We start from the raw sequence: 24,056 nt of genomic DNA on the forward strand, positions 1-24,056 counted from the left end.
TTTTTATGACCAAATTTTGGATTGTTCGATTTCCCTTAACGTCTCTTCTATATTAGTAGAAAGTATTGTTACATGTCCCATTTTGCGATTAGTCTTTGCCTCACTTTTGCCATACATGTGAACAGACCAGTTTGGATATTTACTAATAGACTTAGTTAGAGGTATCACATGTTGTCCTAGTATGTTAACCATTATTGTGTCAGTCCATAACTTCGGTTCTCGAAGTGGCCATCCACAAATAGCTCTTATATGCTGATGAAATTGAGAGATACTACAAGCCTCAATTGAATAGTGTCCAGAATTATGTGGTCTAGGAGCCAATTCATTTATTAAGATTTCATTATTCTCTAGAACGAACATTTCTACCGCTAGTGTACCCACTAGATTTAAATGGTTTGCAATTGTTTCTGCAGCTATTATTGCTTTTGTAGCAAGTGATGCATCAATTCTTCCTGGAACAATCGTTTCATGCAAAATATGGTTCACATGAATATTTTCTCCAATAGGTAGACAATATGTTTGCCCAGCACCGTTTCTTTGGACAATAACAGAGATTTCCTTTTCGAATGAAACAAATGCTTCTGCAATACAGGCGGAATGTTCGAAAAGAACTTTTGCATTATTTAAGTGATCCTTTGATCGGACTATAAGTTGGCCTTTACCGTCATATCCACCTCTTGCAGTTTTTACAACACAAGGAAATCCAATTTCATCTATACGTTGTTCTAGTTCCTCAAAAGTACTAGCTTCGACAAATTTTGCAATTGGCACACCTGAAGCCTGAATTTCTTTTTTTTCATTTATCCGATCTTGCGTAATTTTAACTAATTCCGCACCTTGAGGGACATAAGCAATTTCCGTTAGTCTTTTCAATCCGGTATAATCTATATTTTCAAATTCATATGTGATCACGTCACTTACTTCTGCAAGTTCTTCTAGTGCGGCTTCATCGTTATAAGGTGCAACAATGCGAATATCCGCAACCTGCCCACATGGAGAATCTATAGTAGGTTCTAGTACCGCTATTTTGAATCCTGCATCTTTTGCAGCTAAAGCCATCATTCGTCCAAGTTGGCCACCACCGATTATACCGATTGTTTGCCCCGGGTAAATTACTTTTGTCATTGTAACTCACCATTACTCTCTAGGACGCTATTTTTCGTATCTTCTCTTCTTTTTTCAAGACGTTTTTCAACATCTCCATCTGTAATGGAAAGGATTTGTGCAGCAAGTAAACCTGCATTCGTTGCTCCAGCTTTCCCGATTGCTACTGTCGCAACTGGTACTCCGCCTGGCATTTGTACGATCGACAATAGGGAGTCCAGTCCATTAAGTGCCTTTGATTGAACAGGAACACCGATAACTGGAAGTGTTGTCTTAGCTGCAACCATACCTGGTAAATGAGCAGCACCGCCAGCTCCAGCAATGATTACTTGAATCCCACGCATTCTCGCTTGCTCTGCATATTCAAACATTAAATCAGGCGTACGATGCGCAGAAACTACTTGTTTTTCATATGGTATTTGAAGTTCTTCAAGAATTTCACAACTATGTTTCATCGTTTCCCAATCACTGGCACTGCCCATAATTACACCAATTTTAACGTTCATTATTCTTGTCCTCCCATCAATCTTACCTTGGCGTATTTTGCGAAGCTTAATAATAGTTAGACATAAAAAAAATTCCTTAAATAAACTACTCTCTTCGCAAGAAAAGCAGTCTACTTAAGGAACAAAATTGCCAAATTGGTGTGACTACTAACATATGTAATCACATTCTCTTAGCAGAGTCCAAAAGTTGCTTTCCCGCATAGTCCTGTCATTTACGGTGACATGGTAGAGACGCTAAAGCCAATTCTTTAGCATATATGGGGATATTTCCGTTCATTTCTATTTATATTTTAACAATTCTACCGACTCACGTCAACATGTAAAAACGAACATTTAATTTTACATTAGGTATAATGTTCGGTTTTAAACTATATTTTTATTAATTTACTTCTTTAATCCCTTTTAACATGATTATTTGTCTAATTGGTACAGGCTGTCCATCCACTTCTGCAAAAAGAGGTTCTTCTTTTCTACCTACAACTTGAAAACCTTGTTTGCCCATTCTTTCCATACAATCTGTGATTGTTTCATTTTCTTCAACTTCAAACCAAACTGTTTCTTTTTTCATGAAAATAACTTTCCTTTCCTTACACTCTTCACCCAAAAGCCACCATGAATTGACTTCGGCTCGTATGCAATGATAAACACTTTTGGGTCAATTTCCTTTAACTTTGCATATAATTTCAATTCATATTTTCGTGGTGTTAGTATTTGCAGCGCAACTCTATTACCATCTAACCCGTGGGCTATCCAATCCGTCACACCATATCCTTCATTTCTTAATACTGTTGGCAGATCCGTATCGACATTGGTTGTTATAACATTGACCATAATATAACCTAGTGCCATTTTCTCTTCTATTTTCATTCCTATTATTACGCCAGTTCCATAACCAAGCGCATATGCAATTAGATTTTGAATCTCATTTAAGTTGTCCAAAACAAGGCCAAGACCCACTATGTAAATAACGACCTCCACTACACTTATCATGGCAGCAATATAACGAAATCCCTTTAATGTAAGGATCATACGTAATGTAAAAAAAGTAACGTACACAATATTAATCGAAAATATGATTAAAACCATCAAAATTGCTGAAGAATCCACTAAATCCACCCCTTTTAGCCATGCGTTTGTTACTTATTATCGCACACTCGGAAATATTATCAACTATTTGAAGGCGATCGAGGATAATTTTTTAAGAGATTAGGATTATGGCAGATTCAGTATCATTCGATTTATTGGAAAAGTACGGGAGAGGGTGACTAGTTTTGCTACGAGAGCTTTTAGTTTGTTCATAAAAGCAAGAATTTTTAGCATAAGAGGTACTAATTATTATGCTTAAGCAACCACTACTCAATATAGGATTAAAGTAATCCAGAGGCAGATAATGACCTCTTGAATTATTGTCCATAATCAGTAAAAATATGGCGCTTCGAGACCAAATCTCACAAAGAGTTATCTCTTTGTGAGATAGGTCATTGATTTTACACAACAAAAAAAGTCGTTACCGATTACTCGGTAACGACTTCTTATAGTGCCCAGCGACGTCCTACTCTTGCAGGGGGAAACCCCCAACTACCATCGGCGCTGAAGAGCTTAACTTCCGTGTTCGGTATGGGAACGGGTGTGACCTCTTCGCCATCATCACTAGACAATGAGTGCTTGTTCACTCAAAACTGGATAAAAGACATTGAAATGTGTAAATTCTATTTGGTTAAGTCCTCGATCGATTAGTATTCGTCAGCTGCACATGTCGCCACGCTTCCACCCCGAACCTATCTACCTCATCGTCTTTGAGGGATCTTACTTACTTGCGTAATGGGAAATCTCATCTTGAGGGGGGCTTCGTGCTTAGATGCTTTCAGCACTTATCCCGTCCACACATAGCTACCCAGCGATGCTCTTGGCAGAACAACTGGTACACCAGCGGTGTGTCCATCCCGGTCCTCTCGTACTAAGGACAGCTCCTCTCAAATTTCCTACGCCCACGACGGATAGGGACCGAACTGTCTCACGACGTTCTGAACCCAGCTCGCGTACCGCTTTAATGGGCGAACAGCCCAACCCTTGGGACCGACTACAGCCCCAGGATGCGATGAGCCGACATCGAGGTGCCAAACCTCCCCGTCGATGTGGACTCTTGGGGGAGATAAGCCTGTTATCCCCGGGGTAGCTTTTATCCGTTGAGCGATGGCCCTTCCATGCGGAACCACCGGATCACTAAGCCCGTCTTTCGACCCTGCTCGACTTGTAGGTCTCGCAGTCAAGCTCCCTTCTGCCTTTACACTCTTCGAATGATTTCCAACCATTCTGAGGGAACCTTTGGGCGCCTCCGTTACACTTTAGGAGGCGACCGCCCCAGTCAAACTACCCGCCTGACACTGTCTCCTACCCGGGTTACGGGTATGGGTTAGAATTTCAATACAACCAGGGCAGTATCCCACCGACGCCTCCTCCGAAGCTGGCGCTCCGGGCTCTAAGGCTCCTGCCTATCCTGTACAAGTTGCACCAAAATTCAATATCAAGCTATAGTAAAGCTCCACGGGGTCTTTCCGTCCTGTCGCGGGTAACCTGCATCTTCACAGGTACTATAATTTCACCGAGTCTCTCGTTGAGACAGTGCCCAGATCGTTACGCCTTTCGTGCGGGTCGGAACTTACCCGACAAGGAATTTCGCTACCTTAGGACCGTTATAGTTACGGCCGCCGTTTACTGGGGCTTCAATTCGCACCTTCGCTTGCGCTAAGCACTCCTCTTAACCTTCCAGCACCGGGCAGGCGTCAGCCCCTATACTTCACCTTACGGTTTTGCAGAGACCTGTGTTTTTGCTAAACAGTCGCCTGGGCCTATTCACTGCGGCTCTTCTAGGCTATACACCCAAAAGAGCACCCCTTCTCCCGAAGTTACGGGGTCATTTTGCCGAGTTCCTTAACGAGAGTTCTCTCGCTCACCTTAGGATTCTCTCCTCGACTACCTGTGTCGGTTTGCGGTACGGGCACCTATCACCTCGCTAGAGGCTTTTCTTGGCAGTGTGAAATCAGGAACTTCGGACTAAGTCCTCGCCATCACAGCTCAATGTTACAGAGTGCGGATTTGCCTACACTCACACCTCACTGCTTGGACATGCATAACCAACAGCATGCTTACCCTATCCTTCTGCGTCCCCCCATTGCTCAAACGGTGGTTTGGTGGTACAGGAATATCAACCTGTTGTCCATCGTCTACGCCTATCGGCCTCGACTTAGGTCCCGACTAACCCTGAGCGGACGAGCCTTCCTCAGGAAACCTTAGTCATACGGTGGATGGGATTCTCACCCATCTTTCGCTACTCATACCGGCATTCTCACTTCTAAGCGCTCCACCAGTCCTTCCGGTCTGACTTCAACGCCCTTAGAACGCTCTCCTACCACTGATACCATAGGTATCAATCCACAGCTTCGGTGATTTGTTTAGCCCCGATACATTTTCGGCGCAGCGTCACTCGACCAGTGAGCTATTACGCACTCTTTAAATGATGGCTGCTTCTAAGCCAACATCCTGGTTGTCTAAGCAACGCCACATCCTTTTCCACTTAACAAATACTTTGGGACCTTAGCTGGTGGTCTGGGCTGTTTCCCTCTTGACTACGGATCTTATCACTCGCAGTCTGACTCCCAAACATAAATCATTGGCATTCGGAGTTTGTCTGAATTCGGTAACCCGGGATGGGCCCCTAGTCCAAACAGTGCTCTACCTCCAAGATTCTAACGTTTGAGGCTAGCCCTAAAGCTATTTCGGAGAGAACCAGCTATCTCCAGGTTCGATTGGAATTTCTCCGCTACCCACACCTCATCCCCGCACTTTTCAACGTGCGTGGGTTCGGACCTCCAGTAAGTGTTACCTTACCTTCATCCTGGACATGGGTAGATCACCTGGTTTCGGGTCTACGACCACATACTCATTCGCCCTATTCAGACTCGCTTTCGCTGCGGCTCCGTCTTCTCAACTTAACCTTGCATGTAATCGTAACTCGCCGGTTCATTCTACAAAAGGCACGCCATCACCCATTAACGGGCTCTGACTACTTGTAGGCACGCGGTTTCAGGATCTATTTCACTCCCCTTCCGGGGTGCTTTTCACCTTTCCCTCACGGTACTGGTTCACTATCGGTCACTAGGTAGTATTTAGCCTTGGGAGATGGTCCTCCCAGATTCCGACGGAATTTCACGTGTTCCGCCGTACTCAGGATACACTCAAGAGAGAATGAACTTTTGACTACGGGGCTTTTACCCTATCCTGCGGACCTTTCCAGATCGCTTCGTCTAGCTCATTCCTTTGTAACTCTATGTAGAGTGTCCTACAACCCCAAGAGGCAAGCCTCTTGGTTTGGGCTATTCCCGTTTCGCTCGCCGCTACTCAGGGAATCGATTTTTCTTTCTCTTCCTCCAGGTACTTAGATGTTTCAGTTCCCTGGGTGTGCCACAGATACGCTATGTATTCACGTAAATGTACTGCTCCATTACGAACAGTGGGTTTCCCCATTCGGAAATCTCCGGATCAAAGCTCACTTACAGCTCCCCGAAGCATATCGGTGTTAGTGCCGTCCTTCTTCGGCTCCTAGTGCCAAGGCATTCACCGCGCGCCCTTATTAACTTAACCTAATTCGGCTTCCAATTAAAATTGAAACCCTGAAAAATAGTAGTTAAAAATACTACGCAAAATATAATCACAAAAGTGATTACAAATTGAATTTCTTGAATTTGTTTCTTTCAATGTCATTTTATCCAGTTTTCAAAGAACAAGTTTTCAAATGCTCATAAAAATGAACATTCAAAACTGAACTGCAAAACGTTAAGATACAGATAAAAATCTGTATTCCGATATTATCCTTAGAAAGGAGGTGATCCAGCCGCACCTTCCGATACGGCTACCTTGTTACGACTTCACCCCAATCATCTGTCCCACCTTCGGCGGCTGGCTCCCGTAAGGGTTACCCCACCGACTTCGGGTGTTACAAACTCTCGTGGTGTGACGGGCGGTGTGTACAAGGCCCGGGAACGTATTCACCGTGGCATGCTGATCCACGATTACTAGCGATTCCGGCTTCATGTAGGCGAGTTGCAGCCTACAATCCGAACTGAGAACGGTTTTATGGGATTAGCTCACCCTCGCGGGGTTGCGACCCTCTGTACCGTCCATTGTAGCACGTGTGTAGCCCAGGTCATAAGGGGCATGATGATTTGACGTCATCCCCACCTTCCTCCGGTTTATCACCGGCAGTCACCTTAGAGTGCCCAACTAAATGCTGGCAACTAAGATCAAGGGTTGCGCTCGTTGCGGGACTTAACCCAACATCTCACGACACGAGCTGACGACAACCATGCACCACCTGTCACCGCTGTCCCCGAAGGGAAAGATCTATCTCTAGAACGGTCAGCGGGATGTCAAGACCTGGTAAGGTTCTTCGCGTTGCTTCGAATTAAACCACATGCTCCACCGCTTGTGCGGGCCCCCGTCAATTCCTTTGAGTTTCAGTCTTGCGACCGTACTCCCCAGGCGGAGTGCTTAATGCGTTAGCTGCAGCACTAAGGGGCGGAAACCCCCTAACACTTAGCACTCATCGTTTACGGCGTGGACTACCAGGGTATCTAATCCTGTTTGCTCCCCACGCTTTCGCGCCTCAGCGTCAGTTACAGACCAGAAAGCCGCCTTCGCCACTGGTGTTCCTCCAAATCTCTACGCATTTCACCGCTACACTTGGAATTCCGCTTTCCTCTTCTGTACTCAAGTCCCCCAGTTTCCAATGACCTTCCACGGTTGAGCCGTGGGATTTCACATCAGACTTAAAGGACCGCCTGCGCGCGCTTTACGCCCAATAATTCCGGACAACGCTTGCCACCTACGTATTACCGCGGCTGCTGGCACGTAGTTAGCCGTGGCTTTCTAATGAGGTACCGTCAAGGTACGAGCAGTTACTCTCGTACTTGTTCTTCCCTCACAACAGAGTTTTACGATCCGAAAACCTTCTTCACTCACGCGGCATTGCTCCATCAGACTTTCGTCCATTGTGGAAGATTCCCTACTGCTGCCTCCCGTAGGAGTCTGGGCCGTGTCTCAGTCCCAGTGTGGCCGATCACCCTCTCAGGTCGGCTACGCATCGTCGCCTTGGTGAGCCGTTACCTCACCAACTAGCTAATGCGCCGCGGGCCCATCCTGTAGTGACAGTCGAAACCGTCTTTTAACATTCCCCCATGTGAGGAAATGGATTATTCGGTATTAGCCCCGGTTTCCCGGAGTTATCCCAATCTACAGGGCAGGTTGCCCACGTGTTACTCACCCGTCCGCCGCTAAATCAGAAGAAGCAAGCTTCTTCATCATTCGCTCGACTTGCATGTATTAGGCATGCCGCCAGCGTTCGTCCTGAGCCAGGATCAAACTCTCCATAATAGAGAACTTAAAAAGCTCATTTTGTTTTGCTGGCATCATCATTAAATGATGTCCAAATTGTTTTGCTATCAAACTAACCGAAATTAGTCTTTCAAGCTATATTTCTTAACGTTTTGCATGTTCAGTTTTCAATGTTCATGTTGTTTGTGTTGCCGTTTTGTTTTGGCGACTTCTGTATCTTAACACCCTTTTCTATACATCGTCAACACCTAAATTAATAAAAAGGTCTAAATAAATAATAACACTTTATTCGGACAAGTTCAACTTTTCAATAAGATTAATGGTATACGCTATCGAGTTGCCGTCGTTATTGGTTTTATGGCATTAGAAATTCATAATATAACTCTTTCTTTTCTTTAATTAAATCCACTTATTTTAATAGAATACAAAAAAAAGAGACCCTCTCAGGCCTCTTTCTTCTATATAATCTTTAATTTATTTATAAAAATATAAAGTAACAAAGGAATACTACCCATAAACCATACATAATAGGATGAACTTCTTTCATTCGTCCTGCAACGATCATTGTGATCGGATAGAATAAGAATCCAATTGCGATACCAGTTGCGATTGAGTATGTTAATGGCATTGCGATAATTACGAAGAATGCTGGAACTGCAGTTTCAAATTTAGTCCATTGAATATTTCCTAAAGAAGATACCATTAAGACCCCAACAACAATTAATGCCGGTGCAGTAACATAAGAAGTAATTACACTTAACACTGGATAGAAGAATAATGATAGTAGTAATAGTACTCCTGTCACTACTGCTGCAAAACCTGAGCGTGCACCTGCTGCAACACCTGCAGTAGATTCTACATAAGAAGTAGTAGTGGAAGTACCAGCTACTGCACCTGCAGTTGTAGCGATTGCATCTGCTAAAAGCGCTTTTCCTGCACGTGGTAGTTTTCCTTCTTTCATTAAACCTGCTTGGTTTGCTACAGAAATTAATGTACCTGCTGTATCAAAGAAGTTAACGAATAAGAAAGTAAGCACGACGATTAAAAATTGCGATGTTAGTAATGCAGAAGGATTATTAATAATTGGGTCAAGCGCTGCTCCAAAAGTTGGTGCCATGCTTGGGATTTTCCCTACAACTCCATGTGGAATAGGTACTAAACTAAATATCATCCCAACTATAGAAGTAACTAACATACCGTAGAAAATACCGCCTTTAATGCCTTTTACCATCATTATTAAAGTTATTAAAAGTCCAAAAATCGTTAATAAGATATTAGGGTCTGTTAAATCACCTAAACCAACTAATACATTATCATTTTTAACTATAATCTTTGCATTTTGTAGACCAACGAAAGTTATGAATAAACCAATACCTGCTCCAACAGCATATTTTAATTCGGTTGGAATGGCATTAATGATTGTTTCACGAATACCGGATAATGAAAGAAGAATGAAGATAACACCTGCAACAAAAACACCGGTTAAAGCTACTTGCCAAGGAATACCGAATTTCAATACAACCGTATAAGCAAAGAATGCATTAAGTCCCATACCTGGCGCTAATGCGATCGGATATTTCGCCAACACGCCCATCAAAATAGAACCAATAGCTGCTGCAATTGCGGTTGCTGTAAATACAGAACCTTTATCCATATACATAAAATCAGGTAAACCCGGAACACTCTCTAATGATAATGTCATTGGGTTTACTACTAGGATGTACGCCATCGCTAGGAAAGTAGTGAAACCACCGATAATTTCGCTACGGTAGTTCGTACCTAGTTCTTCAAATTGAAAATACTTTTTCATGTTGTCCTCCATTTTTGTCCTTATAACGAAAGAAAAGCATACGACCAGTAAAACGGTCGTATGCTTAAATATCTCCAATAAGTGATAAAAAATACTTTTCACTCATCGTAGTCGAATCATTTACGGTGATTCGGTAGAGACTTTTGGGCCTTATTCCCAACGTTATACGACGACATAATTAAATTATGTAAGTAATATAACACTGTTTTTTTTGAAAATCAATACTATTTCCGAACATTTTTTAATCAAACTCAGAAATGGTTCGCCTTTATAACTATTCCCACTCAATCATAGCAGGTGACTTACTCGTAATATCATACATTACGCGGTTAACCATTGATATATAAGGGTTTTACGCTTTTTATCAAAACAGAAAAATCCGTTCAAATCATGTAACTCTTGTCCTCAATCGCAGCTGGTGAACCCCCTGTTTACAACCTTATTATTTTGAATAATGGCTATGTCGTTTCAATGTCAAAATCAATTAGTGAAGAATGGATATCAGATGACGAGTTTTTTGTCACCGATCTGAAATTCAGGAGAATAATAAACTCTATCATCAATTGAAAAAAAGAACTTCGAATAAGAAAAACATAGGGAGATTTTAGTCTTCCTATGTTTTCATTCATATTATTTATCTGTTTGTTTTTGCTTTTTTTTCAAATACTCCGCACGTATTTTTTCAAGTTGCTGCTTTTTATCAAATTTGGCAGGCTTGTGTTTTTCATGATACTTTGCCACAGCCACCTGACCTTTGGTATCCAATGTATATTTCCCCACTTTGTTCACCTACTTTTCTTGTCTTTAAAGAGAATCTATTCAACAAATATAATATACCTTATTTTACTGAAGTAAACCTTTTTACTTTATTAGTGTACTGCCTAACCTTGCATATATCAGTAAAAACTTAGTAAAATAATTCGTAGCCAAATGGTATTCATTATACTTATCTTTACGACCTTAAATTTGCTGATTCATTTTAAAGTCATCAATCAAGTCGCTAATTTTAACCAAAACAAAAAACCTCTTTTAGTTATTTGTTATAAATAACTAAAAGAGAGTTTAATTTTTGAAATATAAATAGTTGTACGTTAATCATTGATTTAGTTCTTAACAAACTACGTTAGACATTGATATGACTGCGTTTATAACCTGTTTAGTTTATATTACTGAACAGTCCTATTCCCACTCAATCGTTGCTGGTGGTTTACTCGTAATATCATACAGTACGCGGTTGATATGAGGTACTTCGTTTACAAGGCGGATACTTACTTTTTCAAGTACGTCCCATGGAATACGTGCCCAGTCAGAAGTCATACCATCAATAGAAGTAACAGCACGAATACCAATTGCATAGTCATATGTGCGAGTGTCGCCCATTACACCAACGCTACGGATATCCGGAAGTACAGTGAAGTATTGCCAAATATCACGGTCTAAACCAGCTTTCGCAATTTCTTCACGAAGAATTGCATCTGATTCACGAACGATTTCTAGTTTTTCTTCCGTAACTTCACCTAGTACACGAATACCTAAACCAGGACCTGGGAAAGGTTGACGCCAAACAATTGCTTCATCCATACCAAGTTCTAAACCAAGGGCACGCACTTCGTCTTTAAATAATGTTTTTAAAGGTTCGATTAACTTGAACTGCATATCTTCCGGTAGTCCACCTACATTATGGTGGGATTTAATTGTTTGAGCAGTAGCAGTACCGGACTCAATAATATCTGTGTAAAGAGTACCTTGAGCTAAGAAATCCATACCATCTAGCTTAGAAGCCTCTTCATCAAACACGTAAATGAATTCATTACCGATAATTTTACGTTTCTGTTCTGGATCAGAAACTCCAGCTAATTTATTCATAAAGCGCTCACGTGCATCAATTTTAATAACCTTCATGTTAAAACCTTCAGTGAAAGTCTTCATAACTTGTGCAACTTCGCCTTTTCGGTTTAAGTTATGATCAACAAACATACAAGTTAATTGGTCGCCAATAGCTTTATGAATTAGAACAGCAACTACAGATGAATCTACTCCGCCACTAAGTGCACATAGTACTTTTTTGTCGCCAACTTGTTCCCGAATTTTTTGAATTTCCATTTCGATGAAGCTCTCCATTGTCCAATCACCGGTTGCATGACAAACATCAAAAACGAATTGACGTAGTAACTCGATTCCGTAAACAGAGTGTCTTACTTCTGGGTGGAATTGAACAGCGTAGAATTTCTTCGCTTCATTTGCCATTGCAGCTACTTCACATGAAGGACTAGTTGCAATTACTTCAAAACCTTCAGGCGCAACTGTTACATGGTCACCGTGACTCATCCAAACAACTTGATCAGTCGGAAGTTGTCCAAATAAAGCAGTAGCATTTTTAATATTAATTTCCGCTTTTCCGTACTCTCTATGAGCAGCTTTTTCCACTTTCCCACCGAAATGTTGAGACATTAACTGCATTCCATAGCATATCCCTAAAATCGGTACACCCATTTCATAAATTGCTGGGTCAATATGAAAAGCATTTTCATCATATACAGAATTGGGGCCACCAGAAAAAATAATTCCTGTAGCATTCATTTTCTTTAAATCTTCCGCACTCACTGTATGTGGGTGTAGTTCGCTGTATACTCCAAATTCACGTATACGGCGCGTGATCAATTGGTTATACTGGCTTCCGAAATCTAGTACGACAATTTTTTCTTGTTCTATCAACAATGGAGTTGAAGACATTAGCATACACCTCTTCTTTTAAGTAATCCAAATTTGCTTCTCTGCACTAGATAATATGAAAAAAACGCGTCAGAAAGCTCATCCTCTCTCAACGCGTTAATGTTCTCTATATAAAAAGGTGAATGCAAATGTCAAAAAAAGACATGACTGCATTCACCTTCATAGTCAAGTTATTATCGGTAACTTGGTAGAGACATCCGAACCATATCATCGGACATATACGAGGGCAATTTGGTCAATTTAATTTGACTTCAGTTTACAGGTTATCGAGCCTAAAATCAACCGCTGAGCTGATTGATTAAATTTTCCCAACTTTCCCTCATTTGTTGATAGTCTATACCTTCTCGATTGCCTCCATAGGTTCCTTTTTCATAAACACTTGTTAGCTTTTTCATATGGTTCCCACCAAAATCTGTATCAATCTTTTTCGCATAAGCGGATAGAGTTTGTCCTTGTTCCCTTCCAAGCCCATATAATTTAAGCTGCTTCAATAACTGATGATACATTTTCTCAAACGTCTCCCAATCATCTTTTCGCATACGATAAACAGGGATTAACACTTTAGAAATCCACTTTCTTCTATATTGATAAGCTATTAAGCTAAAAACGAACACCCCAACGATCGTCCAAATAATCCCTACTTTTCGTTCGGACACCCATTTTGCTCCATCACTCAGCATTTCTGTAAATCCTTTAGAAACTTCGGTTTTTTCTGTCTTCGGCTTTTCCTTTACAGGTTGCTTTTGCACTGGTGGAACTGGAGTATCCGTATCCGATGTTTCCGTATTTAAATCATATTCTAATTTTGCACTATTAGAAAAACCAATCGTAGGTTCGAAATACATCCATCCTACTCCTGGAAAATATGCTTCCACCCATGAGTGTGCGTCATTATTCGTCACTTTATAAACAGGAATATTATCCTCTTTTTGAACAATTTCTCCAGAAGCAAAACCTTTCACCCACCGTGAAGGTATGCCAAGGGTTCTGAGCATGACAACCATAGAAGTCGAGAAGTTATCACAATAGCCTATTTTCGTTTCAAATAAAAACTGATCCACATAATCCGTATTCCCTTTTGGAACTGCCGCTAACATTTGATCATAGCGATACCCATTTCTGCTAAAATATCGTTCAATCGATTTCGCTTTTTCATATAGGCTATCTCTGTTTTCTGTAATAGAAAGCGCTAACTCACTTATTCTTGGAGGGAGTTTTTCCGGTAGCTGTAAGTATCGGTCAAACTCACTTGTTAGTCCATTCAAACTTTCAATTGTAGTCCCCCGAAGCGCCTTTAAACTATAAATAGGTTCACTGTATGAAGGTTCATAATAATCAAGTTGTCTCGTAATTCCTCCAAAAAAAGTGGAAATTTTTTGATTTGTTTTATTCAAAGAAAGCGTCACCGGTTCGGCATGCACAGATTTTATTCCGTAAGGTTGCATGATAAAATCAAATTCTTGCGCCATCGTAATATTGGCAACAGCTTCCTTGTCCTCATTACCAGGTATTATATCCGCAGTGATAAGTTCTCCTACTTCATAACTAGTAATTTGGGGATCGATTTCTGATTGGATCCACCCTTTGGAAGTATACGTATCTTTCGTTTCAATTTTCCAATATTGTTTTCTTGGAACGGTCGCATAAAATACTGGAGTGTCATCACTGAGAAAAGCCCCACCTAATTTTTCATCGTTCTCTCCATAACCGACTTTACTTATAAAATTTGCGCCACCTTCTTTACCTCCCGTTGCCGAAGGGCTAGTAGAAGTAAGAAACGGAACAGGATCTGGCCAACTAGGACCTGCTTTAGGCAAGGTATATGCGATAATTCCACTTACAGCAATTAACCCAGAAAGAGTAACAACCATACCTAGTAAAAATCTCCCATTTATTTGTACTTTGTTTTCACTCATAACCTTTTGTGCAAATAACAATCCACTGAGCATAAATCCAGCCACTAATACAATAACGATACTTTTCTCCCCATTGTAAGGACTAAAAGTATCTAAAATAGTAATAAATAAAACTGTTAATAAAAAGAACAGCATGACATTTTTTCTTACACGTATCCAGTAGTTCAATAAATAAGTAGTCATCCACAATAATATAAAAAACAATAAGGTACGAAATGCATCGGTCACCTCTAGCCAATCCTGGGACATTAACGCATTTAAATTTCCCCATAACATATTCAGTAAATAGAAAATAGAGTCCTTAGAGAAAAAAGCTAAGTCTGTATAGAGATAAATAAGTACCCAGCTAATAAATACGATTTTTATAGGTATGACAATTCTCCAACTTACCTTCATAAAATAAAATAGAAAGGAAATTACTAAAAACAAACAAAATATTTTCAAATAATCTGTGTCCGTTAACTCAATGATCGGTTTTAGCCATTCTACCATTAAGATATAAACAAAAATGTAAATGATAAAGGACAAAAATGATTTTGGTGTGTCTTTTATCATGAGCGATTCACCTCCAAAAATGCTTGGGCAAACCGTTCCTTCGTTATAATTTGGATATTAATTCTCCTACTTGTAGCATATTGATGGAACGCAATTTCATCTCGAGTTAACTTCAGATCCTTTTGCTTTACAAGAAAACAAGTACATACACGTAAATTATTTGCCGTTTTTTGGATACTTTCTATCCATCCATATGAAAGATTACTAGTTATATATAATAGTGAGGTTGCTTGCGCAAGTGATGAATCATTTACTATTACTTGCTCAATTGGCTTCTTTAAATCTGCTTGTACCTTAGTTAAATGGTACAACACACGATGAAGCTGCTCCTCATTTTGTACCGTGGGGATATATAACCTTGTTTCTCCAATCGAAAGGAATGCACTAAGCGAATGATTTCGCACAATTGCTTGCATTATCGATGCTGTCAGGTCCACAATGTCCTCAAACAATGGAGAAGGACTACGATCCATTAATACAAATAAATCCTGCGATTGTCGATCTTCAAATTCTTTTGTCTTTAATGTTTGTGTTCGCGCAAATGATTTCCAATGAATCCAAGAAACACGATCCCCTGGTTGATAAGCCCTTACGCCTGTTGCCATAGAGGTATCTTTCATCGTTTGAATTCTTGACGCAGTAGCCCCTTGGTCATACCTAGTTTCTATTGGTATATAAACCATTTCAGTCAAATTAGGAAACACTAAAATTGTTTTCTTATTCGGAATAAACGCTTCTTTCCATACCCAACCGAACAAATCACTAACGCGCATAATGACCCCTTCTAGTTCATGCTCACCGCGAGGAATATGTTCAATTTCATAAGTCCATTTAAATTCTTTTCTCAATCCCCAAAATGTTATTTGCTTCGACGTTGTTTGTAGTAAATTTTTACTGACCTTTTCTTCAAATGAAGTATACATAAGTGGAAAGCGATTGTGTCTCTTCACATGAATAGTCGCGGAAAACCTACCACCACTGAATACTTGGCGTGTTTCAATTGTTCTCTCCACTTCTAGCTTCGATATAGAATAAAAAAACAATAGGAATGAATAAGCAGACAGAGGAATGACTAAGTAAAAAAGAAACCAACTAACAAATCCTCCTTGAAACATTGCATAGATAAAAGCAGAAACTAGAAGGAGTATTACACCAAGAACGCCTTTTAGATGCTTTAAACCTTTCATCATTGATTTACTTTCCTCTTTATCGGTACAGGGGTCCTTTTGACAATTCGGGAAAGAACTTCTTCCGTAGAAATGCCATCATATCGGGCTTCAGGTCTTAATATAATGCGATGACAAAATACAAATGGCACCAAATATTGAATATCATCAGGCGTCACATAATCTCTACCGCGAAGCATAGCAAAGGCTTGGGAAGCTCTCATTAATGCAATAGATCCACGGGGACTTACTCCTAGATAAATATATGTATCCTCTCTCGTTCGACTGGCAAGATCTACAATATACCCTTTCATCGTGTAATCTACCTTGACATCTTTCACTTTCTTCTGAAGATCAATTAGCTCTTCTAATGAAACAACTGCTTCTAACTCATCTATTGGCATTCTTTTTTCTAAACTATTCAGTACTTCTATTTCTTCACTTGGATGGGGATAACCCATTTTTAACTTCATTAAAAAACGGTCCAATTGTGCTTCAGGAAGTGGATATGTACCTTCATGCTCAATAGGATTTTGCGTGGCCATCACGAAAAATGGTTTAGGGATCGGCATCGTAATCCCGTCAATCGTAACAGACGCTTCTTCCATACCTTCTAGTAATGCAGATTGCGTTTTCGGTGAAGTACGATTTATCTCATCCGCAAGCACAATATTCCCTAAAATAGGACCTGGTCTAAACTCAAATTCCATTTCTTTTGGGTTATATATAGAGACTCCCACCACATCAGATGGCAATAAATCTGGAGTAAATTGGATTCGCTTAAAATTAGCTCCAATCGATTTCGCTAGCGCACGAACCATCATTGTTTTTCCTACTCCCGGTACATCCTCTAATAGTACATGCCCATCTGCTAGCAAAGCGACTATCGCAAGTTCAGCAATATTCTTCTTCCCAATCATCACTTTTTCTATATTAGAAATAATGGATTGAATTTGTAATTGTTCAGTCATTTGATTTCCCCCAACATCTACTATTGATAGATTAGTTTGAAAATTAATACAATACATAATTAGCATACCGAAAGTTACAATATAATACAAATAGAAATGTGCCAGGTGCGCTTTAAGTGCACCTTGTCTTCTCTATTTCTAGAGTGCTTTGGACGAAACATCGGCTACACTATTAACGAGGGAATTTTTGTGGATGGAGAAGTTACTGCGTCACTTCTCCATCCACTTTTTTCGGTAATCTTGTGGCGGTTGTTTGCCCGTCGCCTTCTTGAAATATGTAAAGACGTAAAGCATTTGTTTTGGTTAATGAGAGAAAAAATCCTTTCCTATTCTTTTAAAAGCGGACGAAGATGCAATTTCGTCCGCTCAGCGCTTCTCTATCAATAGATGCTGTCTATTTTTTCTGGTTCCACCAACTCTAATCATCTGCCCACTTATTCATGTATACTATGGACGGTAAAAGTAAAAACATATAGGAAATCCTGCGTAAGGTAGTCACCATTAAAAAGCACTTTAAGTCGTTGTGAATACTCGATTTCTAGTATATCAATTTCTAATACTTTCTTCTTAGGTACTACTCACTTAATGGATTGTAGTGAAAGGTGGCGACTCCAGCGGGATGAGTGAGACAGATGAGACATCGCAAGCGACGCGAATGCGGCGGTGATGGCTCATCGCTCACCCCGCGGAAAGCGTCCACCTGAAACGGAAATCTGTGGTATTATTTAATTCTTTAAAATACTATGAATACTATGAATACTAATTTCGCAGGAGGAAAGTCCATATACTTTCTTAAATATAAAAAAAATCGAGCCATCTCCTTAGAGACAGCTCGACTTCCTGTTATTATTTCCAAAAGTTATCAAAAACTGTAATAGGCATATGTCGCTTGTGCATAGAGCGAGTGTAAAGCCCTTCTATCTTTTCTTGCGCTTCTCTAGAAACGTCTTTGCCTTCTAAATAATCATCAATTTCCTCATACGTAACGCCTAGTGCTATTTCGTCAGGAAGGGCGGGTTTATTTTCCTCCAAATCGGCAGTCGGAACCTTCAAATATAAATGCTCTGGACAACTTAGATGCTGAAGTAATTGCTTTCCTTGTCTTTTATTCAAACGGAAGATTGGCATTAAATCTGCGCCACCATCTCCGAATTTTGTATAAAAGCCAGTAACTGCTTCAGCTGCATGATCTGTTCCTAACACAACTCCATTGTACATTGCGGCAATTGAATATTGTGCTTTCATACGTTCCCTTGCTTTTTCATTTCCTTTAGCAAAATCTGAAAGTGTAATTCCCGCATTCAGAAGCGCTCGTGTACTTGCATCCACTGCCTCTTTAATGTTAATCGTAACCCTTTTGGACGGTTGCATAAAATTCAGTGCATCTTGACGCTCTCCTTCATCAAACTGCACTCCGTAAGGTAAGCTCACTGCGATAAAAGCATACATATCTGCTCCTGCTTCATCGTTTAATTCATCGACCGCAAGTTGAGCTAGTTTCCCAACCAAAGTGGAATCTTGTCCTCCTGAAATGCCTAACACCATGCTTTTTAAAAACGAATTCTTTTTTAAATATGCCTTCATAAAGTCGATGCTTTTACGAATTTCTTCTTCCACATCGATGGTTGGCATTGCTTTAAGTGCATCAATGATTTCTTGTTGCTTTGTAGTCATTTTTATTGACCTCCATTGTGCGCAATAAGATTATGTTCCATTTCTTTTATTTCTTGAATATTACGCATTTTATTGTCCCAACATTTTTGACTTAAATCGACTGGGTATTCCTCTGGATTAAGTGAACGTTTGTATTCATCCCATAATAATTCTAAGTTCTCATGGGCATAATTTCGCATTTCCTCTAGAGAAGGGTTCTTATAAATAATTTCCCCATTTTCAATTACTTTTACATGCAGATCTTTCGCCTCAAAGTTCGTCACAAATTTTGATACAAAGGTGTGGACTGGATGAAACATTTTTAAGCGTTTTTCATGGGTAGGATCTTCATCATACATCGTGATGTAATCCCCTTCTGCTTTGCCATTTACCTTATCGATAATTCGGAACAGTTTCTTTTGTCCAGGAGTAGTTACTTTTTCCGTAGTAGAAGAAATTTTAATCGTATCTTCCATTACACCTGCTTCATTTTCAATAGAAACGAGTTTGTATACTGCTCCAAGTGCCGGTTGGTCATACGCTGTAATGAGTTTCGTACCAATTCCCCAGCTATCTACTTTTGCTCCTTGTGCTTTCAAATTTAAAATCGTATATTCATCTAAATCATTCGAAACGACGATTTTCGCATCGGTAAAACCAGCTTTATCTAGCATCTTTCTAGCTTCTTTTGAAAGGAAGGCAATATCCCCAGAATCTAAACGAATTCCTATAAAATTTATCTTATCGCCAAGCTCTTTAGCTACTTTAATAGCGGTTGGTACACCAGTTTTTAACGTATTATACGTATCCACTAAAAAGACGCAATCTTTATGACGTTTTGCATACGAATGAAACGCATCATATTCACTTTTATATGCTTGTACAAGTGAATGCGCATGTGTGCCGGCAACTGGAATACCAAACATTTTACCAGCTCTAACATTACTAGTCGCTTCGATTCCACCAATATATGCCGCACGGGTCCCCCAAACAGCCGCATCCATTTCATGCGCTCGTCTAGAACCAAACTCCATCGCGATTTCATCTTTCAATACTTGTTTTATACGCGATCCTTTTGTAGCAATTAGTGTTTGGTAATTTACAATATTCAATAACGCGGTTTCTACGAGTTGTGCTTCCGCCAAAGTAGATTCAATTCTTATAATAGGCTCATTTGGAAACACAAGTTCTCCTTCAACCATAGAATACACATTACCAGTAAAACGAAGTGTACGTAAGTAATCGATAAAATCTTCTTTGTATCCAATATCATTATGTAAATATTCCAAATCACTTTCCGTAAAATGGAACTCTCTTAAATAATCAAGACATCTTTCAAGTCCTGCAAAAATACCGTATCCATTACCAAAAGGTAGCTTCCGGAAAAATAATTCAAATACCGCTTTTCTTTCATGCATATTATCTGCCCAATAAGCTTCGGTCATATTAATCTGATATAAATCGGTATGTAATGTTAAACTGTCGTCTGGATAATTTCTTTTCATAAATATCCCCTTCTCATAACTATTGCAATAAGTATACACCATTTACCCTTTTACTTGGACATTTAATCATCAAGAAACCAGCCATCCAAACGAAGGCCGGTTTCAATGTCAAAGTATTTTACTTACCTAGTGGCGAAATCACAGTCACAACATAGTCAGCAATTGCCTGTATCTCTTCCGCAGTCAAAGTCTCTTTAAAAGATGGCATACCATTCTTACCATTTGTTATGCGTTCGATTACCGCCTCTTTACTTACAGCTATATCACTTTTTTGCAGGTTAGGACCATTGTGGCCATTCGCACCTTGGTTCCCGTGACAAGCTAAACAGTTCGCATCGTATAAAGTAATTCCTCTATCTGGGTTTGCGCTAACTGTGCTATCTCCTCCAGTTGGATTATCTACGTCTGCTTGTTTAGCAGAAGCATCAATTACTTGACCTTCCGGTAAAGCTCCACCTAATTTAAACGTATATACTTTATCACCATGTATAGAACCTGCCAGGGCGTTACCTGCAGCATAGATAGCGATGTATTGCTCTCCATCAATTTCATAAGTTATAGATGGAGCGTTTGCACCTGCATCCATCTTATATTCCCATACTTGATCTCCCGTTTTTGCATTAAATGCAATTAGTCGACCATCATTATGACCTACGAAAACAAGATTTCCAGCAGTTGTAAGTACACCACTATAGGCTAGAGTATCCCATTTTTTTTGCCATGCTATTTTATTGGTTTTTACATCAATTGCAGTAACTGTTCCTCTGGTAGGGGCATTTAAAACTGGACCAAAAATACTACCCAAATATATATCACCTTCAGAGTACTCACTTAATTCATTTCTTTCAAATGACATGTAGTGATCATTGCCTAATACGTAAAAATACTCTGTATCAGGATTGTATGCGGAAGGTGGCCAGTTCGCTCCTCCAAATGGACCAGGTTTCAGTGTAATTGGTACATCCCAAAACGGAGTGAATATACTGCCAATTTCTCCTGTAAATTCAGGTCCTAAATCATTTTTCATATCTTCTTCTGTAATAGTTTGCGGTACAAAAGCATCTCCTATTGGAAATGGTTGTGTTGCAGCTGTTTTTTGCTCCGCCAATTGTGGAACTGGCTTTTCTTCGATTCCTACAAGAGGTGAGCCATCTGTACGGTCTAAGAAATAAACCCAACCAGTTTTACCCGCTTGCCCTAAACCTTTACGCATTTTACCATCCATTTCTATATCATAAAGCACAACTGGATTTGCAGGGTCCATATCCCATATATCATGATGTACTTCTTGGAAGTGCCATACGTAATCGCCATTTTCTGCATTCAAGGCTACTACAGAGTTAGCATATAAATTGTCCCCTTCACGATTACTACCATCTAAGTCAGGAGCAGTATTTCCAGTTGCAAAATAAATGTAACCCAACTCTGGATCAACTGCGGGTGTATTCCATACTGGACCCCCTCCTGTTAGCCAAGCATTATTATTTGTTGGCCATGTATCACCATCAACATCAGCTGGACCAGGAATTGTATAAAAACGCCATACTTCACGACCTAAGTCTGAGTCATAGGCCATCACACGGCCACGGATCCCATATTCTCCTCCGGAAACTCCCGTGTAAACTTTACCGTTATAGTAAAGCGGAGCACTCGTAACGGTGTAGCCTTCTTCCCATTCCGCTACTTTTGTTTCCCATAATAATTCTCCCGTTTTTTGATCCAATGCAATTAAACGAGCATCTAATAATCCTGCATATACTTTACCGTCGCCAACTGCGACACCGCGTGTTGTCCATCCACAACATACTGTATCCATATCTTGTGCAATATTAGGTGTATAAGCCCAAATCTGTTCACCTGTTTTGGCGTCCAGAGCGAAAATTTCATTTGCACCTGTAGTAATAAACATGATGCCGTCTACTACGATGGGTGTAGCTTCTCCAGAATATTTCCCCTCTGAACCTGATCCTAGACTACTTACCCAAGTTGGTTTTAAATTCCCAATATTTTCTGTTGTAATTTGATTGAGCATTGAATAACGTCTGTTGTAGTAATCTCCCCCATGAATTGCCCATTCAGTCGACGGATATTCTAAAGTAGAGGCGTTAGGTACTACTTCCTCCTCTACTTTGGAGTCTATCACAGGTTCTTTTACTATTATGGTGGTGTACTCAGGTACTTTTTCCTCCTTATCTACTACTATATAAATCATCAAAATTCCCACAAGCGCAATAATAGAAACGATAAAAAATTTTACCCATCCGGATAACTTTTTATATCTCATCTTATTCCCCCCCTTTAAAACTATTGATATATACTGTGCTCTTTCAATACTCCTACTAAGATAAGTTTATGTTTCGAATTCAGAATAAATGTTATCGCTTTCATTTATATAAATACAAAAAAACTGTTCAAGAAATGTAGCTCTTGAACAGTTTTGCTAATCTAAAATTATTTTGTTAAGTCTTTACAACCTTCTAAGATCAAATCAAACAATTCTTCAATATCTGATTCTTCTACACATGAGAAAGCAACGCGGATATCTGTTTTATTGCTTGCAATAACGCCAACTCCGTATTGATCTAATAGATGAAGTCTTAGCGTTTCCGCATCCACATTATTTAGTTTCAAGCACATGAAGTAACCGGAGTTAAATGGGTAGTAAGTCCAATAAGGAGCAAACTTTTCATTTGCAAGCACCTGTTTTGTTTTCACAGCTCTACCTTTCATAATTTGGAACTTCTCTTCTTTTTCTGTTTCGAATTCAGCTGACTTTAAAGATTCCAAAATAATTGTTTGCGAAATATGAGAACCACTAGAGATGGTTCCACGAATGATACCCTTTGTTTTTTGCTCTAATGCATCTAATACATCTGGAGTTGCAGCGTAAGTGATGAAACCAACACGTAATCCCCATACATAATTTTCTTTTGTAGCACCGTCAATTTTCACAGGTAAAATATTTGGATGAACTCCAGCTAATAAACCAAACAATGATTCCTTAATCGAATCTTCATAGAATAAGCCAAAATACGCATCATCTAATAACACGATTAATTTTGTGCCTGCTTCAGCAACGTCTTTTAATACTTGAACAATTGCTTCCGCATCTTCTAAAGATGGGGTGAAGCCAGTAGGATTATTCGGGAAGTTTAATAAAACAATTGCTTTCTCTTGTTGTTTCACTAACGTCTCGCGGAATGCTTCTACATGGAAACCACCGTTTTCATTGAATAACGGGAAAGTTTCTACAGTACCGCCTCTTCTAATTTGAAATACGGTATTGTAGTTACCCCAATATTGCTCTGGTGTAATAAGTACGTCACCAGGATTCATAAACAAATCTGCTGCAATACTTAAACCATGCGTTAGTGCGCTAGTTACAATTGGCATTCCGATAGATTTGTTTTGCATGGAAGGATTATCGACTAATAATTTTTCTTTCCATTTTAATCGCAGTTCTTCTTTCCCTTGTGGAGCTGCATAAGGGTATATATCTTTCGGATCATAACCTAGTTTATCTTGTATATGACGGAAATGCATAGGTTCGCCGTTTTCTGTAGCAATACCAATTGTTGCGTTAAAGCGATGCGCTTTTTTCCCAGCTTCCGCACTTTGACTTAAAATTCCTTTTGGATAATATAAATTCTTTCCTAAATCGGATAACATATCGTAAATTGCCGGATTTTCTTTTTGCATTTTTTCATTTAATTGTAAGGCTAAAGCATTCATCTATAAGAACCTCCA

15 protein-coding genes, 3 rRNA genes and 3 riboswitches are annotated in these 24,056 nt (G+C 39.7%); all 18 genes read right to left on the bottom strand.

The features are described from left to right. Window positions 1-3: 3 nt before the first annotated feature. Window positions 4-1,125, bottom strand: coding sequence for a 5-(carboxyamino)imidazole ribonucleotide synthase (gene purK, locus ACEPXG_RS15330; RefSeq protein ID WP_391204215.1), 1,122 nt, complete (start codon window positions 1,123-1,125; stop codon window positions 4-6). After that, a complete protein-coding gene (gene purE / locus ACEPXG_RS15335) occupies window positions 1,122-1,610 on the bottom strand; it encodes a 5-(carboxyamino)imidazole ribonucleotide mutase (protein WP_391204218.1) in 489 nt (162 codons plus the stop codon). Before purE ends, purK begins: the two co-directional genes overlap by 4 nt. A gap of 180 nt (window positions 1,611-1,790) precedes the next feature. Next, a riboswitch (purine riboswitch) is annotated at window positions 1,791-1,891 on the bottom strand. A 98-nt stretch (window positions 1,892-1,989) separates the two neighbouring features. Further along, entirely contained in the window at window positions 1,990-2,178 is a 189-nt protein-coding gene (locus ACEPXG_RS15340) for an NETI motif-containing protein (protein WP_391204221.1), read from the bottom strand. Beyond that, window positions 2,175-2,696, bottom strand: coding sequence for a DUF2179 domain-containing protein (locus ACEPXG_RS15345; protein ID WP_391209948.1), 522 nt, complete (start codon window positions 2,694-2,696; stop codon window positions 2,175-2,177). Before ACEPXG_RS15345 ends, ACEPXG_RS15340 begins: the two co-directional genes overlap by 4 nt. A gap of 453 nt (window positions 2,697-3,149) precedes the next feature. After that, window positions 3,150-3,265, bottom strand: a 5S ribosomal RNA gene (gene rrf, locus ACEPXG_RS15350). Window positions 3,266-3,323: 58 nt separating this feature from the next. Continuing rightward, a 23S ribosomal RNA gene (locus ACEPXG_RS15355) occupies window positions 3,324-6,251 on the bottom strand. 234 nt (window positions 6,252-6,485) lie between these two features. After that, window positions 6,486-8,039, bottom strand: a 16S ribosomal RNA gene (locus ACEPXG_RS15360). The 16S, 23S and 5S rRNA genes sit together here, the layout of an rRNA operon. Before the next feature lie 439 nt (window positions 8,040-8,478). Further along, entirely contained in the window at window positions 8,479-9,810 is a 1,332-nt protein-coding gene (locus ACEPXG_RS15365) for an NCS2 family permease (RefSeq protein ID WP_391204223.1), read from the bottom strand. 88 nt (window positions 9,811-9,898) lie between these two features. Then, a riboswitch (purine riboswitch) is annotated at window positions 9,899-10,000 on the bottom strand. 84 nt (window positions 10,001-10,084) lie between these two features. Beyond that, the gene (locus tag ACEPXG_RS15370) at window positions 10,085-10,147 is read right to left on the bottom strand and encodes a hypothetical protein (RefSeq protein ID WP_391209950.1); all 63 of its coding nucleotides are present in this window, start codon (window positions 10,145-10,147) and stop codon (window positions 10,085-10,087) included. A gap of 293 nt (window positions 10,148-10,440) precedes the next feature. After that, entirely contained in the window at window positions 10,441-10,590 is a 150-nt protein-coding gene (locus ACEPXG_RS15375) for a hypothetical protein (protein ID WP_391116816.1), read from the bottom strand. Window positions 10,591-10,989: 399 nt separating this feature from the next. Continuing rightward, on the bottom strand, window positions 10,990-12,543 hold the full coding sequence (gene guaA, locus ACEPXG_RS15380) for a glutamine-hydrolyzing GMP synthase (RefSeq protein ID WP_391204226.1): 1,554 nt from the start codon (window positions 12,541-12,543) through the stop codon (window positions 10,990-10,992). Window positions 12,544-12,685: 142 nt separating this feature from the next. Next, window positions 12,686-12,787: riboswitch (purine riboswitch) on the bottom strand. Window positions 12,788-12,821: 34 nt separating this feature from the next. Then, entirely contained in the window at window positions 12,822-15,014 is a 2,193-nt protein-coding gene (locus ACEPXG_RS15385; protein ID WP_391204229.1) for a transglutaminase domain-containing protein, read from the bottom strand. Then, window positions 15,011-16,204 (bottom strand): DUF58 domain-containing protein, encoded by a 1,194-nt coding sequence (locus ACEPXG_RS15390; RefSeq protein ID WP_391204233.1) that lies wholly within the window; start codon window positions 16,202-16,204, stop codon window positions 15,011-15,013. Before ACEPXG_RS15390 ends, ACEPXG_RS15385 begins: the two co-directional genes overlap by 4 nt. Then, entirely contained in the window at window positions 16,201-17,151 is a 951-nt protein-coding gene (locus tag ACEPXG_RS15395; RefSeq protein WP_391204236.1) for an AAA family ATPase, read from the bottom strand. The genes ACEPXG_RS15390 and ACEPXG_RS15395 overlap by 4 nt, the downstream gene beginning before the upstream one ends. 846 nt (window positions 17,152-17,997) lie before the next feature. Continuing rightward, window positions 17,998-18,825, bottom strand: a complete 828-nt coding sequence (gene nadE, locus ACEPXG_RS15400) for an ammonia-dependent NAD(+) synthetase (RefSeq protein WP_391204239.1) — start codon at window positions 18,823-18,825, stop codon at window positions 17,998-18,000. Window positions 18,826-18,827: 2 nt separating this feature from the next. Beyond that, window positions 18,828-20,309, bottom strand: a complete 1,482-nt coding sequence (locus tag ACEPXG_RS15405; RefSeq protein ID WP_391204242.1) for a nicotinate phosphoribosyltransferase — start codon at window positions 20,307-20,309, stop codon at window positions 18,828-18,830. Between the two features lie 118 nt (window positions 20,310-20,427). Beyond that, complete coding sequence (locus tag ACEPXG_RS15410) at window positions 20,428-22,593, bottom strand: PQQ-binding-like beta-propeller repeat protein (protein ID WP_391204244.1); 2,166 nt, start codon at window positions 22,591-22,593, stop codon at window positions 20,428-20,430. A 167-nt stretch (window positions 22,594-22,760) separates the two neighbouring features. After that, a complete protein-coding gene (locus ACEPXG_RS15415) occupies window positions 22,761-24,041 on the bottom strand; it encodes an aminotransferase class I/II-fold pyridoxal phosphate-dependent enzyme (protein ID WP_391204247.1) in 1,281 nt (426 codons plus the stop codon). Window positions 24,042-24,056 lie beyond the last annotated feature (15 nt).

Source organism: Psychrobacillus sp. L4 (genome assembly GCF_042944905.1).
Classification (GTDB): domain Bacteria; phylum Bacillota; class Bacilli; order Bacillales_A; family Planococcaceae; genus Psychrobacillus.